Below are 16541 nucleotides of genomic sequence, written 5' to 3'. Positions count from 1 at the left end.
TAACTACTTCTCGATAACGAGTGTTATATTAAGAAGGTTAATGTAGGGAAGATCGGCCCCAGGAGAACTTCTGTTTTCGAATACGTAAAATACCATTTACACACATAATTGCTCCTAAGGTAAATAACATTACCGCTATCATAATAAAAGATAATCTTAGCCAAGGCGTTGCTTGTTCGAGGCGAATTTGAACGGTTTCGAAGGCAGTAACGCCCCAGACAGTAAACACACTAATAAAGAGTACAATTTGTAATAATCTGAGTAAATATAATGATCTGAAGAGTAAGGCTAGAGGCGCTAATGCAAAAGGAATAGCAAAAGTAATTTGTTCGTAACGTAGGAAATGTGCACTCAATAACCAACATGCTATCAAGATCCAAAGCATTCTCCACCACATATTTTAACTCCGTTATACGTATAAACCAGAAAGATAATGTATCGAAAGATAGCATTCTATTCTATTGGCATGTCCACGTTTTATTAATTTGAAAATACTGATTGAATTGATTATAAAATAAAACGCCCAACACAATGTGGGCGTGATAAACATATCAAGATTAAGATATTTTATTGCGGTTATGAACCGTCGAAATGACTCGAAATCTTGCCCGCTTGAGTATTATTAAATACCTCTTCGTTAAACTCGCCTTCTGACTTAGCAATAATCACCGTTGCCACACAATCACCCGTTACGTTGACTGCCGTGCGCACCATATCTAACAGGCGATCTACACCGATAATTAAAGCAATACCTTCGACAGGCAAACCGACTTGGTTTAGCACCATCGCCAACATAATCAGTCCCACACCAGGTACGCCTGCGGTTCCAATAGAGGCTAACGTTGCGGTAACGACTACAGCAGCATAATCAGTTAGTGAGAGTTCAATACCAAAAACCTGTGCAATAAACACTGTGGCAACGCCTTGCATGATGGCTGTGCCATCCATGTTAATGGTTGCACCTAAGGGGAGCGTAAATGCGGCAATCTTATTATCGACACCTAACCTATGTTCAGAGGCTTCTATGGTAATCGGCAAAGTGGCATTTGAACTTGCTGTTGAGAAGGCAAACAGCTGTACATCACGCATTTTCCGAATAAATATTAAGGGGTTGAGGCCTGAGAATAGTTTTAGAAGTGTAGGGTAAACAATAAATGCATGGACCAGTAATACGCCTAGTACCACGAAGAAATATTTAACCACACTCCCAAAGGTTTCTAAACCGAGTGTTAATGCGAGCTTTGCCATCAGTGCAAATACACCATAAGGTGCAAGCTGCATGATCAATGTCACGACGCGCATAATCACTTCGTTTAAATCTTCAAACAAAGCCGCCACGCGCTTACCCCTTTCACCAATATGGGCAATCGCAAAACCAAAAATAACCGCAAAAATAATAATTTGCAGCATATTACCTTCGCTCAATGCATGCATCGGATTGGTGGGGACGATATTGATTATTACACTTGAAAGACTTGGCGCCTCTTTGGCGACATACTCCATTTTCTCTGAAGCCAGAGAAGCGTTTCCGGGATGTATAAGAACTGCGCTGACAATAGCAACAACTAGCGCTATTGCGGTGGTGAATAAATAAAAGGCGAGGGTTTTACCACCTAAGCGGCCCAGCTTTGAAGGTTCACTCAGTGAACAAGTTCCGCAGACTAATGAAATAAAGACTAAAGGAACAACGAGCATTTTTAAGCTAGAGATGAAAATAGTACCAATAACGTGCAAAAAACCTTCAGTAATATAATCATTCACAATATCGCTTTCTGGGAAGGCATTGCGAAGTATGAGACCTAAAGCAATACCCGCTCCCATACCGATCAGAATTTTACTTGTAAGGCCGAGTTTATTTTTTATCGAAATTGCCATTGGAAGTCCTGTGTGTTTTTTTATACTTTCTATTTTTTGGCGCTCACAAGACTAGCAAGAAATACTTGAATATGAAATGCCATTTTACGTTAAAATATTGGCATAATTTTGAGTTTGGATGATATTAAAATAGCTATTTTGTGTGAAAAAAGTGTAATGTTAGCCTATAAGTTATAAGCGTTTTGCTTAGATATTATCATCAGAGTAACAGGGAGCCTGACAATGAAGTCAGCGTATAAAGTTTTTCTCGCAGGAATGTGTTCACTTTTCTTATTCGCATGTGGCGGTGGAGGCAGCATCTCGGATGATGGCACTGGTAATGAGCCTAAACCAAGTGTTGTGACAGTTACTCTTAGTATTTCTAATACGGATATATCTGCTTTGGCACCAGCATTAGTATCCGCTAAAGTTGTTAATTCTAAATCTGGTGTTCTGGTCGGTGAATTAATTACATTTACTCTGAGTAATTCTAATATAGGGTCTTTTGACCCTAGTACAGCTACGGCGTTAACCAATAGTGAAGGAGTTGCTACGATCACTTTAAACACGGCTACGATTGCGGGCGCAGGAACTGTTACAGGCACTATTGACACTGGAGAGTCTGGCAAAATTGGTTTTGTGATGAAAGGCGACGGTGGAGAAGCTGGCGGTGGAGCACAAGTTAACTTAGCATTAACGGATTCTGCAGGATTACCTATTCAGACTATTACAACTCTAAACCCAGGTAAGTTAACTGCTACCGTTACAGGTATTAATAAACCCTCGATAGTGACTTTCGATAACGATATTGGTGATCTTCCAATCAAAACAGCAGTAACAAATAGTCAAGGCAAGGCGAGTGTTGATATTTATGCTGGTAATATATTAGGTGCAGGAACTATCGTAGCTTCTTTAGCAAGCGGTGAAAAAGGCAATGCGGTTGTAGTTGTCGGAGCAACGAATGTGATCATGGGCAGTGGCGATCCTTTTGTTGCAGGTAAAGCAAATGTGAGCTTAGACGAGTTGACTGCGGGTGGTACTGCGACAATTTCTATCATGATACAAGATGATCAAGGTAAGCCCTTTACCCAGCCAGTCGATGTTAACTTCTCATCTGCTTGTTCGCGTAAAGCGTCTCCTGAAGCTGTGATTAGTTCTCCTGTTCCTTCCGTCAATGGGGTAGCAACAACGACTTACCTTGCTAAAGGCTGTGTTGGTGATGACCCTATAAATGTAACTGCTAATGCAGGCGGATTAAATTTATCTGCGACTGGTACTATTAAGGTTCTTCCTGCGAATGTTGGCAGTATCGTTTTTCTCTCAGCTATTCCACAAAATATTGCTATTTTAGGTACAGGAGGAGCTGAATCTTCAGAAATAAAATTTAAAGTGTTAGACACAAATGGTAATCCAGTAAGTAATCAGCTCGTTAGTTTCAGTCTAAATACTAACGTCGGCAGTATTGAGCGTAATCCTTTAACGGCCACGACTAATAATGAGGGGATAGTGCAAACCGTAGTAAAGACGGGGACCGTTGCCACATCTATACGTGTAACCGCAAAAGCGGAGGTTGTAGGTGCAACCATTTCGAGTCAATCAAGTCAGCTAATAGTATCAACGGGTATTCCTGACCAAGATAGTTTTTCGCTCTCAGCTGAAGAATTAAATGCGGAGGGCTGGGATATCGACGGTACTCAAGTCAAAATCACTGCAAGGTTGGCGGATGCTTTTAATAACCCTGCACCTGACGGTACTACGGTGTCTTTTACCACCGAGGGTGGTGCGATTGAAGATGCCTGTCAAACGTTAAAAGGGGCCTGTACTGTTATCTGGACTAGCCAGTTCCCACGTCCTGAGGGACAAAAGTTAATTGATGATGCTGGTCTTCAATCTCGCAATCCTGAGGCGAGACTTGCAACAAACTTAGGTAATTTTCATGGCCAAAAATATGGTGGTAGAGCGACTATAATTGCCACTGCTATCGGTGAAGAGTCTTTTCCTGATTTGAACGGTAACGGCAGATTTGATGAATCAGAAGCTAAAGCGTTCAAAACTAATAAGGACGTGAGTGGTCAATCATTTGATCTTGCTGATGCCTTTGTTGATCATAATGAGGACGGCGTATTTAATCCAGATAATCCAGAGCAAAAAGATGGGCAACTTGGTGGAGAGTTAGAGGAGTTAATTGATTTTAACGCCAATGGCAAATTTGATAAAAAAGATGAAAAATACAATGGTGTGTTATGTGCCACTGCTGATACGAAACCTGATCTAACAGATAATTCCGGAAATTGCGGAGATACAAACAATCGCTCCCTTTATGTTCGCTCTAGTATAGTTATGGTGATGTCAAGTAGTACTGCATTTGCAACGATGCCAGCGGATGTACAAATTATTGACCAGAAACAAGTTCAACAAAAAAATGGTGTTGATAGTAATGGAAATCCAATATACATAACGGTTGTTGAAACTAGAACTCCTGATGAAAGATTGAATACTGATCCATTTGAAATTCAAATTTTTGGCCAAGGCAGCGCATCTGTTGGCTTTGTTATTTCCGATCAACATAACCAACAAATGCCAGCGGGTACGATAGTACGCTTTAAAGCAACTGCAGGCTCAGTGGTGAGTCGTACGGAATATAAATGGCCAAGCAGTAATTATAATGGCGGCCGAGAATTTGTGGTAACCATAAAAGGCGAAGATAAACCCAATACTGGGGTGTTTTTAGTAGAGGTGGAATCACCAAGTAAGTTAGTGACTGAAGTCTTAGCAATCCCGATTAATGTTAAATAATAACGTTCAGAAATAAGAAAGGGCACAGAAGGTGCCCTTTTACTTTATTCAAATTTATCATCTAATTAACACGCAGTTCAGCCCATGAGCTAAGCTCCATCTAACTAAAGAATTTTGCGTATTACTCTACCTCTGAAACTGATAAAGGCTCCCAAGCCTCATGATCTGAGTCAGTTCATCTAATGCGGTGCGGGATTCAATAATTAATTGCGGATCGGCTAAATCTGCTGTGGTTAATCTGTCGCGGTAATGTTTATCCACCCAAGTATTTAAGCGCCCAAATAAGCCCTCATTCATTAAGGTATGTTGATTTACTGCAGCAACTTCCATGTCATTCATCGCTACTCGTAAACGCAGGCACGCGGGGCCACCACCGTTTTGCATACTTTGTTTTACATCAAAATAAAGCACTTGCTTAATTGGCGTGTTTAGCGTTAGTAGTTCATTTAAATAAGTAAATACTGCGGGGTTTTCTTGGCAATCGGTTGGAGCAACAATGACCATTTCGCCAGAGGGCAGCGTGATAATTTGAGTATTAAATAAATAACTTTTTACAGTGTCATTAATACTGACTTTTGTAGTCGGCACTTCGATGAAATATAGTTCAGTATCAAGCTTACGTTTAATTTCATCAATTTTATTTTTGGTATTTAAGAAAGCTTGCTCATGGTAAAACAATACATTCTGGTTACCGACTGCGATAACATCGTTATGGAATACACCTTGATCAATTACATCGGGGTTTTGCTGGATAAAGACACAATTATCCTCTTCAAGTTGATGTAAACGTGCCACTGCCATCGACGCTTCTAAGGTCTGTCTTGCTGGATATTTTTGCGGTTTAGGTGTACTAGGGTTGGTGGCTTCTTGCCCGTAAACAAATAACTCTACGCCTGCATGGCCATATTCTTTACAAAGCCTTGTGTGGTTTGCGGCGCCTTCATCACCGAAGCTATTATGCTCAGGTAGATGACTATGGTGATGAAAATAGTGGGGATCATTGAAAGTTGCTGTTAGTATGCGCCCCGTTGTGAGGGGCTCGATGCTGCGATGTAGCTTATCGACTAAGTTGGCTGGGGTGAAATGCAGTTTTCCGTCACGAGTGTCAGCGCTCGGCGAGACTGTTGCCGCATTGGCTGTCCACATACTGGATGCACTACAACAGGCATTAAGCAACATAGGCGCTTCTTTCGCGGCTTGTTGTATAACATTGGCATCAGAGCCAGAAAATCCAATTCGGCGCAATGTATAAAGGTCTGGGCGCTCTTGAGGGGCTAACATACCCTGAACCATACCCATATCAGCCAGGGCTTTGGCTTTTTGTAGCCCTTGTTTTGCTGCGGCTTTGGGATTAGAAGCTAAGGCGGCGTTGCTCAGTGAGGCAACATTGCCAAAAGACAATCCTGCGTAATTGTGTGTTGGTCCAACGAGTCCATCAAAATTCGCTTCAAAGTGCTTCATTGCTTATCCTTGTGATAGGGAAGGTTATTATTTGTTTATAGTGTCCCTGAGGGTGCCAGTATACTGTGAAGCTTTTTGAGCGCACAAGCGCACGTTTTTGTGCTCAAAGCGACTTTTTGGCCATAAATGCATAACTATTTCTTGCTTGCTGGCAAATAATGAAATATTAGTTTTTAATTACGCATATTATATTTTTACATTTTTTCAACTTTGATTAAAAAGTGACTCGCTGGTACATATAAAAGAGGGATTAACTTGAAACTATCCACACAACCCTCTATATATGGTGCCAATTTCCACCTTCTTGAGATTTTTTGGCGCAAAGTAAACTATGGGTAAATCGCTAGTTATTGTCGAATCACCGGCCAAAGCTAAGACTATTAATAAATATCTTGGCAAAGAATTCATCGTTAAATCGAGCGTAGGTCACATTCGTGATCTGCCGACATCATCGACTTCAGAAGGCAATGAAAAGGTTAAATCCGCTGCCGAAGTGAAGAAAATGTCGCCAGAAGAAAAAGCTCAATATAAAAAGGTGAAAGATCAGCAAGCGCTGGTGTCTCGCATGGGCGTAAACCCTGAAAAAGGTTGGGCGGCGAAGTATCAAATTCTTCCGGGTAAGGAGAAAGTGGTTAAAGAGTTACAGGCGCTGGCTGATTCTGCTGACACCATCTATCTCGCAACCGACTTAGACCGTGAAGGAGAAGCTATCGCCTGGCATTTGCAGGAAGTTATCGGTGGCGACCCTTCGCGGTATCAACGCGTTGTTTTTAACGAGATCACTAAAACAGCGATTCAAGATGCTTTTAGTAAACCGTCAACACTCGATACCAATATGGTTAATGCCCAACAAGCTCGTCGCTTTTTAGACCGAGTGGTGGGTTTTATGGTATCCCCCTTGCTGTGGAAAAAAGTCGCCCGGGGCTTATCTGCAGGACGAGTACAATCGGTTGCTGTTCGCTTAGTGGTTGAACGCGAAAGTGAAATTAAAGCTTTTGTGCCAGAAGAGTTTTGGGATGTGCATGCTGAGCTCAGCACGCCCGCTCAAGAAGCCTTGCGGATGGAAGTGGTTAAGCATTTAGATGCGGCCTTTAATCCTATCAATGAACAGCAAGCAATGGCCGCGGTTCAAGCGTTATCAGCGGCAAGTTACACAGTACTTGCTCGTGAAGATAAAGCGACTCAAAGCAAACCATCAGCTCCTTTTATTACCTCTACATTACAACAGGCTGCGAGTACGCGTCTTGGTTTTGGTGTGAAGAAAACCATGATGATGGCTCAACGACTTTATGAAGCAGGTCACATCACGTACATGCGTACTGACTCGACTAATTTAAGTCAAGAAGCGGTAGAGAATCTACGTGAGATGATTGCCAAAGAGTTTGGCGATAAGTATCTCCCTGCAGAGCCTATTCGTTATGGTTCTAAAGAAGGCGCACAAGAAGCTCACGAAGCGATTCGTCCGTCTAATGTGCACGTGCAGGCCGCCACATTATCAGACATGGAGCGTGATGCTCAGCGTTTGTATGAGCTAATTTGGCGCCAATTTGTGTCGTGTCAGATGACACCAGCACAATATGATGCGACTAAGTTAACCGTAAAAGCGGGTGACTATGAGCTTAAAGCCACCGGACGTACATTACGTTTTGATGGTTGGACTCGTGTGCAAACTGCACTGAAAAAGAAAAATGAAGAAGACAGTACTTTGCCATTTGTAGCACAAGGCGATGTATTAGCATTAAAAGAGTTGCAACCTAAGCAACACTTTACTAAGCCGCCAGCACGATACAGCGAAGCGTCTTTAGTGAAAGAATTAGAGAAACGCGGCATTGGCCGCCCATCGACCTACGCAACGATTATTTCAACTATTCAAGACCGCGGTTATGTGAAGGTTGAAAATCGTCGTTTCTATGCTGAAAAAATGGGTGAAATAGTCAGTGAGCGCTTAGTAAGTAGCTTTGCTGATTTAATGAGCTATGACTTTACCGCCAGTATGGAGCAAACATTAGATGATGTGGCTCGCGGTGAACTTGATTGGAAAAAAGTTCTTGATGGCTTCTATGCCGATTTTACGAAGCAATTAGCAAAAGCGGAGCTCGATCCTGAAGAAGGCGGCATGCGTCTTAACCAAATGGTGATGACGGATATTAAATGCCCCACTTGTGGTCGTCCAATGGGTATTCGCACAGGCACAACCGGAGTGTTCCTTGGTTGTTCTGGTTATGAATTACCTCCCAAAGAGCGTTGTAAGACAACGATGAACCTCACGCCTGGCGTTGAGGCTATTAGCGAAAACAGTGAAGATGCTGAAACCGATGCGCTACGTGCAAAACATCGTTGCAGTATCTGTGGCACGGCGATGGACAGTTACCTGATTGATGAAAAGCGTAAGTTGCACGTCTGTGGTAATAACCCTCTTTGTGAAGGCTATGAAGTCGAAGAAGGCCAATTTAAGATCAAAGGCTACGAAGGTCCGCTGATTGAGTGCGATCGCTGTAGTAGCAATATGGAGCTTAAAAACGGTCGTTTTGGTAAGTACTTTGGATGCACGAACAGCGAATGTAAAAATACACGTAAATTATTAAAGAACGGTGAAGCCGCGCCACCAAAAGAAGACCCTATCTATTTGCCAGATCTTAAGTGCACTAAGTCTGATGCCCATTTTGTGCTACGTGATGGCGCGGCAGGTATTTTCTTGGCAGCCAGTACGTTCCCTAAATCACGGGAAACCCGGGCACCTCTGGTTGAAGAGCTCGTTCAATACCGTGAATTACTGTGGCCTAAATATCAATATTTAGCCGATGCTCCTGTTACCGATGATGAAGGTAATAAGGCGGTCGTTAAGTTTAGCCGTAAGACTAAAGAGCAGTATGTTGCCACTGAAGTTGACGGTAAAGCGACAGGCTGGTCTGCACATTATGTCAATGGTAAGTGGGTGAGTGAGGCGACAACCAAGAAGACTAAGAAAAGCTAACGTCTACGAGACTCTGATTGAAAATGAAAAAAGCCAAGTCAAATGACTTGGCTTTTTTACTATTACAGTCATCATAAAAAACAATGTTAGATTGCTAACATATAAAACGCTGAATTGAGCTTACTCACAATAGAACACTGACGGGGTATATATATAAAAAAAAATGGCAATAAATCACCATTTCTTTTTTGGTTGAAACAGCATATCAATATCATCATCTTCATTTTTAGATTTTGCTGCGCTGGGTTCAGATTGTTTCTGGGCCCCCATAATCTCGTCGAGTAATAGCTTGGCTTCATCTACCTTACGAGCGATAAAAGGATCGTTAGGCGTCTGTGCTTTGATCGCGTGTAAAGTCGCAAGTGCTTTGGTAACCATTTGTTTTGATGAACCATATTGTTTCATAAAACTGGCCGCGCGTGCGCGAGAAAGCATAGAATCTACGTTGATTCTGAGCTGTAAGCTATCAATACGGCTTTCTTCCTGAGCAAAGATATTCGGATCGACTTTACCTTTATTATGTTCAGCTCTGAGTATGGCTTTTAACTTTTTTAAGGTTTGTACTAAAGCTAAAATTTGTTTGTCATTATCGGGTAATTTAAAGTTTTCAATCGGCGGCGTTTGAGGTTGGCCAGATTGCAAGGTCGTTATTTGATTGTTGATATCAGTTAAGCGGCGTTGATAATCTGCTTGTTGCTGACCATTACTTGTTGCCGTAGCAGCGAGCAACGCATCTTGCACTCGACGGTACAGCACTAATACGATATTGGTGCTGCAGGGCATCATACCTGTATTTGATAGCACTGCTTCGGTTTCATCAATGATTGCCCTTTGACGAGCAAACTCAATGCGCCGCTCTGCCTCCGCACGTTCTTTTTGTTGTTGTAAAACGTTAATTCCGATAACAAGCAGTAAAAGCGCACCAATAAGGATCAGAACCAAGGTGAATGACATAGATGTTCCATTATTTATCCAATTGAACTAATGCTACAATAAATCAATAAACTAGCATAGTTATCTTAGCCTAGGTTATCATTTCTGTCGTATGAATCTGTAGACTTACGCGCTATATTCCAATTTACTTTAGTTTTTACTATATACTATAACGATTGATTATAGCTGAGCGCACTTTACGACTCAGTTGTTAATGGCATTTTGCGTAGTTAGATACAAGGAAATAAAATGAAACTGCAACAACTCAGATATATTGCCGAGGTCGTCAAGCATAACCTTAATGTATCGGCAACGGCTGAAAACTTGTACACATCCCAACCAGGGATCAGTAAACAAGTTCGTATGCTAGAAGATGAGTTGGGGATCCAAATATTTGGACGTAGCGGCAAACATTTAACCCATGTCACACCAGCAGGCCTGCAAGTTATCAGCATTGCTAATGATATTTTGGGCAAAGTTGAAAGTATTAAAAAAGTGTCTGAAGAATACACTAAGCCTGATCAAGGCGAGTTAAACATCTCCACGACGGATACGCAGGCGCGTTATGCATTACCGACGATCATTCGTCAGTTTATTGATCGTTATCCTAAAGTAAACTTGCATATGCATCAGGGGACACCGTCGCAGATCAGTGAACAAGCGGCTCGCGGTGATGCCGATTTTGCCATTGCGACCGAAGCCATGCATTTATACTCAGATTTAATTATGCTGCCTTGTTATCATTGGAATCGTTCTATCGTCGTACCTAAGGATCATCCTCTTGCAACGCGTAATCAAAATGCTCTGATTAGTATCGAAGAGTTAGCGCGTTTTCCATTGGTCACGTATGTTTTTGGTTTTGATCGTGCATCTGAAATTGAGAAAGCGTTTAATCATGCAAACTTAAAACCTCGTGTTGTATTTAGTGCAACCAGCGCCGATGTGCTTAAAACCTACGTGCGCTTGGGCTTAGGTGTTGGCGTGATAGCCTCAATGGCGATTGACCCTATCGTGGATAAAGATTTAGTGGCTATTGATGCGGGTCATCTATTTGCGCACAGTACGACTAAAATCGGATTTAGAAAGGGCAGTTTTTTACGTAGTTATATGTATGATTTTATTCAACACTTTGCACCACATTTAACCCGCGATGTAGTTGAAAAAGCTGTAGCGCTACGGGACCAACAACTTATTGATGAAATGTTTGCTGATAAAAATTTACCGATGCGATAGAGGTCAATGTCGTTATCGCAGTTAATAAAAGTAGTCAATAAAAAATGCCGCTGAATCAGCGGCATTTTTATTGATGGATTTTATAGCCACTTGTTTTACGACAGAATAAACCCGTTGTCATCTGTTCAAGATAAAGGGTTATGGCCGAGCGAGGAGATATCCATTTTATCTAACATTTCCAACTGTGCCAGTGCTATAACTGCTTGCGTACGATTGCGTACGCCGAGCTTTCTAAAAATTGCAGTGGCGTGTGCCTTAATCGTCGCTTCTGATACGCCTAAATCATAGGCAATTTGTTTATTCAATAAACCTTCAGCAAACATTTGCAGCACTTTATATTGTTGTGGCGTTAAGTCAGATAATTTACTGGCCATTTTATCAACGGCGTCATCTTCAATGGGAATAATTTCAGCACCTTTTGGCAGCCAAATATCGCCGAATAATACCGCCGTGAGTGCTTCTTTAAGGGCTTCCATAGAAGACGATTTAGGGATAAATCCGCTACTACCATAATGAATCGCACGGCTGATGGTATTAATGTCTTCGTGGGCTGAAATTACCACAACAGGTAAGTCAGGGTAATGTGAGCGTAAATGGATAAGTGTAGAGTAGCCGTGTGAACCTGGCATTTGCAGATCCAGTAAGACAAGATCGTAATCAACATGGCGGTCATCAAGTACCGCTTGCAGTGCATCGGCGCTGTCGGCTTCAAACCACTGTGCATGCTCAAAAGCACTCGTGAGTGCTTGACGTAGTGCATTGCGAAACAATGGGTGATCATCTGCGATAATTATATTTAAGTTTTCTAGCTTCATGGCTTTTATGATTATGTTCGGTGCGCGTGAAGATTGAATTCAATGTAACAGAAAAGTAATCAATGAGCCTATTGCTTTATTCATCAATAACAACAAAATTTTTATATGTTTCTGGTTGTTAGATTTTTAGCGCTGTTTTCTCAACAGATATAAGCATCGCCCAGTAGCGATAAAAAGCCCGAGAGAGCGGGCTAATTTGTATCTTTAAACCGTTTAAAAATTATCGATTGGTCCACACTTGAGTGGGATTTCGTTGTTCGTCAACTGCAACAAAGGTAAATACTCCCCGTATTGCATGCTCTCGATGATCTTGATACATGTCTTCGACATAGATGTTCACTTCAACTTTCAATGAAGTGTTACCAACATGGATCACCCGCGCGATCAGTTCGGCTAATGTGCCTGCGGGAATTGGTTTTTTAAAATCGATTCTGTCGGAACTCACAGTCACTAAGGTTTTACGGCAAAAACGAGTTGCAGCAATAAAGGCCGTTTCATCCATCCACGCTAAAGCTTCGCCACCAAATAACGTATTGTGATGGTTGGTGATGGATGGAAATACCGCTTTGATTACCCGCGCTTCAGAGGAGTCGATTCGCGTTTGAATCGCTTCTGGGAATTGTGCTTCAGAGGTTTCGGTTCGTGAGGTATTTTCAGTGTTTGGAGAAATGGGCGTAAGCGACATACAGCAACCTAAGGTAATGCAGCAAATAAGGCAGAATTATAGAGATTTTTAATTCTTAAAGATAGAAAACCACTTCATTTTGAGCCTCTAGCAGATTTTATTGTCGGTTTATTACTAATTTTTTAGGCGGCTATGCATAGCAGATAATATTTTAAACTCATCGTTTAAGTATAAGTCATTAAAAGTAATGTGGTTTTTAAATTTTGTCATATCTAGTTATTTAATATAACACTTTAAAGGTTAACAAATTACTTACATTGAGCTACCTTGAATATTCCGCAGTAACCCCTTTGTTGTCATCTGACGTTGTATGTGATCGTGTAAAGGACTATTTCGGTAACATACTATAATAAAAGAGGATTTCAACATGATCTGTAATATACCTTGGGTAATGAAGCAACAGCGATTCGCGTGGTTAATGGCCACAGCTATGGCGGGTTTGAGTTATTCTCAAACGGCTGCAGCAGTGAGTTGCCAAGACATAGCAGCTTGGAACAGTAGCCAAATCTATGCAACCGTCACGCCTGTAACCTACGATAATTATCTCTATCAAAATAAGTGGTGGACCCAGAATGAAAACCCGAGCCAAACAGGGCAGTGGGGCGTATGGGAAAACAAAGGCGTGTGTGATGGAGCGCAAAACCAAGCCCCTACACTGGTTATCTTGCAGCCGCAAAACAATGTGAGTGTGAATTTAGGGGATGTTGTCGTGCTGCAGGCCGATGCATCTGATGTTGACGGTACCGTTTCGAGCGTAAATTGGTTTGCCAATGGTCAGGCGGTAACGAGCCCTTGGACGACTAATGCGATCGGCAGTGTTCAGCTTAAAGCGGTAGCGACCGATGACAAAGGTGCGACGACCGAGAAAAGTGTTGTGCTAACCGTTATCAATGCTACGAGTGAAAACTTACCGCCTTCGACAGAAATTTTGTCACCTCTCAATGACAGCGCTGTCACTGTTAGCGACTCAGTAACCATTACCGCGAATGCGAGCGATCCTGATACGGGTGATAGCATTACTAAAGTTGAGTTTTATCTTGATAGTCAATTGATTGCGACTGATAACAGTGCACCCTATTCGGCAACGTGGCAGGCTGTTGGAGTCGGTGAGCATCAAATACAAACCCGTGCCTACGATAGTCACAATGCCAGTGGCTTGTCGGCAATCATCAAACTCAATGTTGTCGCAGCTAATCAAGCGCCAAGCGTGACATTAACCGCGCCGCAGGCCAACTTTCAAACAGATTTAGGCACGGTGTTATCACTCGCAGCAACTGCGACTGACAGTGATGGCGATGTGGCCAGCGTGCGCTTTTATGCTAACGGTGTGCTCGTTGCTGAAGATGCAACCGCGCCATAGAGTGCACAATGGACTGCCATTGAAAACGGTGACATTCGTTTCACCGCTGAGGCGATTGATAATCTTGGCCTGACAACATTATCAACGGCGGTTATTGGCCAAGTAGGTCAAGCACCAACCGATAATGAGGCTTGCCGTCCTGAAGGTTTAGTGGGTGATTCAGTCTATTGCGATGTGTACGATGAACAGGGCCGCGAAAAAATGGGTAGCGATCACGCCCGCCGCGTTATCGGTTACTTTACTTCGTGGCGCACGGGTAAAAATGGCCAGCCGAGTTATCTCGCAAGTGATATTCCGTGGGATAAAATTACTCACATCAATTATGCATTTGCGCATATTGATTCGAATAACAAGGTCTCTATTGGCGACCCAAATAGTGCGACGAATGCGGCAACAGTATTAGAGTGGCCGGGCGTTGCAGGCGCTGAGATGGATCCCGAGTTTAATTACAAAGGCCATTTTAACTTACTCAATAAGTATAAAAAACGCCATCCAAACGTTAAGACTTTAATCTCGATTGGTGGCTGGGCTGAAACGGGCGGTTATTTTGATGATAACGGCAATCGTGTTGCCAGTGGTGGTTTCTATGAGATGACTCAGACGACGCAAGGGATTGAAACCTTTGCCGATTCTGTGGTGACGTTTTTACGCACTTACAGCTTTGATGGGGCGGATATCGACTATGAGTACGCGACATCAATGGCTAAATCCGGTAATCCTGATGATTTTGCGATGTCAGAGCCAAAGCGTGCGACCTTGTTTAAACAGTACGAACTGCTGATGAAAACCCTGCGTGAAAAACTCGATGCAGCCAGCAAGCAAGATGGTAAGCACTACATGTTGACTGTTGCTGCGCCAGCATCGGGCTATTTGTTGCGTGGGATGGAAGCGTATCAGATGACCCGTTATCTCGATTACGTCAACATTATGAGCTATGACTTGCACGGCGCGTGGAACGATTTTGTCGGTCACAATGCGGCGCTGTTTGACACAGGTACAGATGCAGAACTTGCGCATTGGGATGTTTATAGTACGGCGCAATATGGCGGCATTGGTTATCTCAATACCGATTGGGCATACCATTATTTCCGCGGTTCTATGCCAGCAGGGCGGATCAATATCGGTATTCCTTACTACACCCGTGGTTGGCAAAATGTCAGTGGTGGCACCAACGGTCTATGGGGCTTAGCGGCATATCCGGATCAAACGGCTTGTCCTGTGGGTACGGGTGATGGGGCGTCAAACTGTGGTTACGGTGCTCAAGGAATTGATAACCTCTGGCACGATAGTGATGTACGTGGCGATGAGATGTTCGCAGGTTCAAACCCTATGTGGCATGCTAAAAACTTGGAACTCGGTATCAGCGGCAGTTATTTAAGCCTTTATGGATTAGATCCGCAAACGAATGTCGCCGATCGACTGACGGGCACCTATGAGCGCCATTATGACGCTGTTGCGGAATCTTCATGGCTATGGAACCCTATAAAAAAGGTGTATCTGTCTACTGAAGACGAGCAAGCTATGGCGCGTAAAGTGCAATATGTGGTCGATAACGGCATTGGAGGCGTTATGTTCTGGGAATTAGCAGGTGACTTCGGCTGGTATCCAGAGCGTAACAATGGTCAGGGTGAGTTCTTTGTGGGTGATACTATGACCAGCATTGCGTACAACGGATTTGCGCAAGCAACCCCGTATGGTAATCGCACCAGTAATCAGGTAATGCCATCACAAACATTGGCCTTAACGGCAAGCTTATCTGGCTATAAAGTGGGCGACAGTAACTATCCTATTACGCCAACCTTAACCATCACCAATAATAGCCAAGTGACTATACCCGGCGGTGCTGAGTTTGAATTTGATATTTCAACTTCAACTTCAGCCGAAATTGCCGATCAATCGGGTATGGGGTTAACTGTGGTAACGGATGGTTCCAATGTGGCAGGAAATAACGTGGGCGGATTGGAGAATGATTTCCACCATATTCGCTTTATCTTACCAACCTGGAAAAGTCTCGCACCTGGGGCAACGTTTGACGGCACGATTAAGTACTATTTGCCTGTCTCTATGCCATCAAACTTTACTGTGAGTTTTAATGGCTCTCGATATGGATTTGGTGCGGCGAGTTCCGTTGTTCCACCTGTGGATTGTGCTGCAAATCCAAGTTTACCTGAATGCCAAGTACCTGTGGTGGATAGTTGTGAAGCGGCGAGTGTCGATACTGCGGGTATTCCTTCTTATCCAAATTTCCCGCAAAAGGACTATCAGGGAAATCCAAGTCATGCAGCAACGGGCGATCGGATGAAAAACAGTAGCGCTGTTTACCAAGCTAAGTGGTGGACCAATGCAGCACCTGGATCTTCTGCTGATTGGGCGTTTGTGTGTAATCTATAACATTGTTTATGCACTATAAAAGTGTGCAAAGCCGTCAGT

9 protein-coding genes and 1 pseudogene are annotated in these 16541 nt (G+C 42.9%); 4 read left to right on the top strand and 6 right to left on the bottom strand.

From position 1 onward, the window contains the following. Nucleotides 1–37 precede the first annotated feature (37 nt). Nucleotides 38–397 carry a hypothetical protein gene (locus ACRN9H_RS00715; protein ID WP_432312031.1) on the bottom strand — a complete coding sequence of 120 codons (360 nt, stop codon included), beginning with the start codon at nt 395–397 and terminating at the stop codon, nt 38–40. A 179-nt stretch (nt 398–576) separates the two neighbouring features. Then, nucleotides 577–1875, bottom strand: a complete 1299-nt coding sequence (locus ACRN9H_RS00710; protein ID WP_220774501.1) for a dicarboxylate/amino acid:cation symporter — start codon at nt 1873–1875, stop codon at nt 577–579. Nucleotides 1876–2097: 222 nt separating this feature from the next. Here ACRN9H_RS00710 and ACRN9H_RS00705 point away from each other — a divergent pair, with 222 nt between their 5' ends. Continuing rightward, a complete protein-coding gene (locus ACRN9H_RS00705) occupies nt 2098–4650 on the top strand; it encodes a hypothetical protein (RefSeq protein ID WP_432312030.1) in 2553 nt (850 codons plus the stop codon). 126 nt (nt 4651–4776) lie between these two features. Here ACRN9H_RS00705 and astB read toward each other — a convergent pair whose 3' ends face one another. Then, nucleotides 4777–6111, bottom strand: coding sequence for an N-succinylarginine dihydrolase (astB, locus tag ACRN9H_RS00700; protein ID WP_432312029.1), 1335 nt, complete (start codon nt 6109–6111; stop codon nt 4777–4779). A gap of 331 nt (nt 6112–6442) precedes the next feature. Between astB and topA the strand changes: the two genes are divergently transcribed. Further along, a complete protein-coding gene (gene topA, locus ACRN9H_RS00695; protein ID WP_432312028.1) occupies nt 6443–9085 on the top strand; it encodes a type I DNA topoisomerase in 2643 nt (880 codons plus the stop codon). Nucleotides 9086–9259: 174 nt separating this feature from the next. Here topA and zomB read toward each other — a convergent pair whose 3' ends face one another. Next, nucleotides 9260–10039, bottom strand: coding sequence for a flagellar motor control protein ZomB (gene zomB, locus ACRN9H_RS00690; protein ID WP_432312027.1), 780 nt, complete (start codon nt 10037–10039; stop codon nt 9260–9262). Between the two features lie 228 nt (nt 10040–10267). On the opposite strand from zomB, the gene cysB reads away from it, so the two are divergent. Further along, entirely contained in the window at nt 10268–11251 is a 984-nt protein-coding gene (gene cysB, locus ACRN9H_RS00685; protein WP_432312026.1) for an HTH-type transcriptional regulator CysB, read from the top strand. 125 nt (nt 11252–11376) lie between these two features. Here the strand turns inward: cysB and ACRN9H_RS00680 are convergent, their stop codons facing one another. After that, nucleotides 11377–12066 (bottom strand): response regulator transcription factor, encoded by a 690-nt coding sequence (locus tag ACRN9H_RS00680; protein WP_432312025.1) that lies wholly within the window; start codon nt 12064–12066, stop codon nt 11377–11379. 220 nt (nt 12067–12286) lie between these two features. After that, entirely contained in the window at nt 12287–12751 is a 465-nt protein-coding gene (locus tag ACRN9H_RS00675; protein WP_432312024.1) for an acyl-CoA thioesterase, read from the bottom strand. Nucleotides 12752–13118: 367 nt separating this feature from the next. Here ACRN9H_RS00675 and ACRN9H_RS00670 point away from each other — a divergent pair. After that, a pseudogene (locus ACRN9H_RS00670) lies at nt 13119–16502 on the top strand (chitinase C-terminal domain-containing protein). Nucleotides 16503–16541 lie beyond the last annotated feature (39 nt).

This window comes from Shewanella sp. MF08487 (assembly GCF_050848685.1).
In the GTDB taxonomy this organism is placed as follows: Bacteria; Pseudomonadota; Gammaproteobacteria; order Enterobacterales; family Shewanellaceae; genus Shewanella; species Shewanella glacialipiscicola.
The sequence above is the reverse complement of the archived record's forward strand: the minus strand, read 5'-3'. Positions and strand labels throughout refer to the sequence as shown.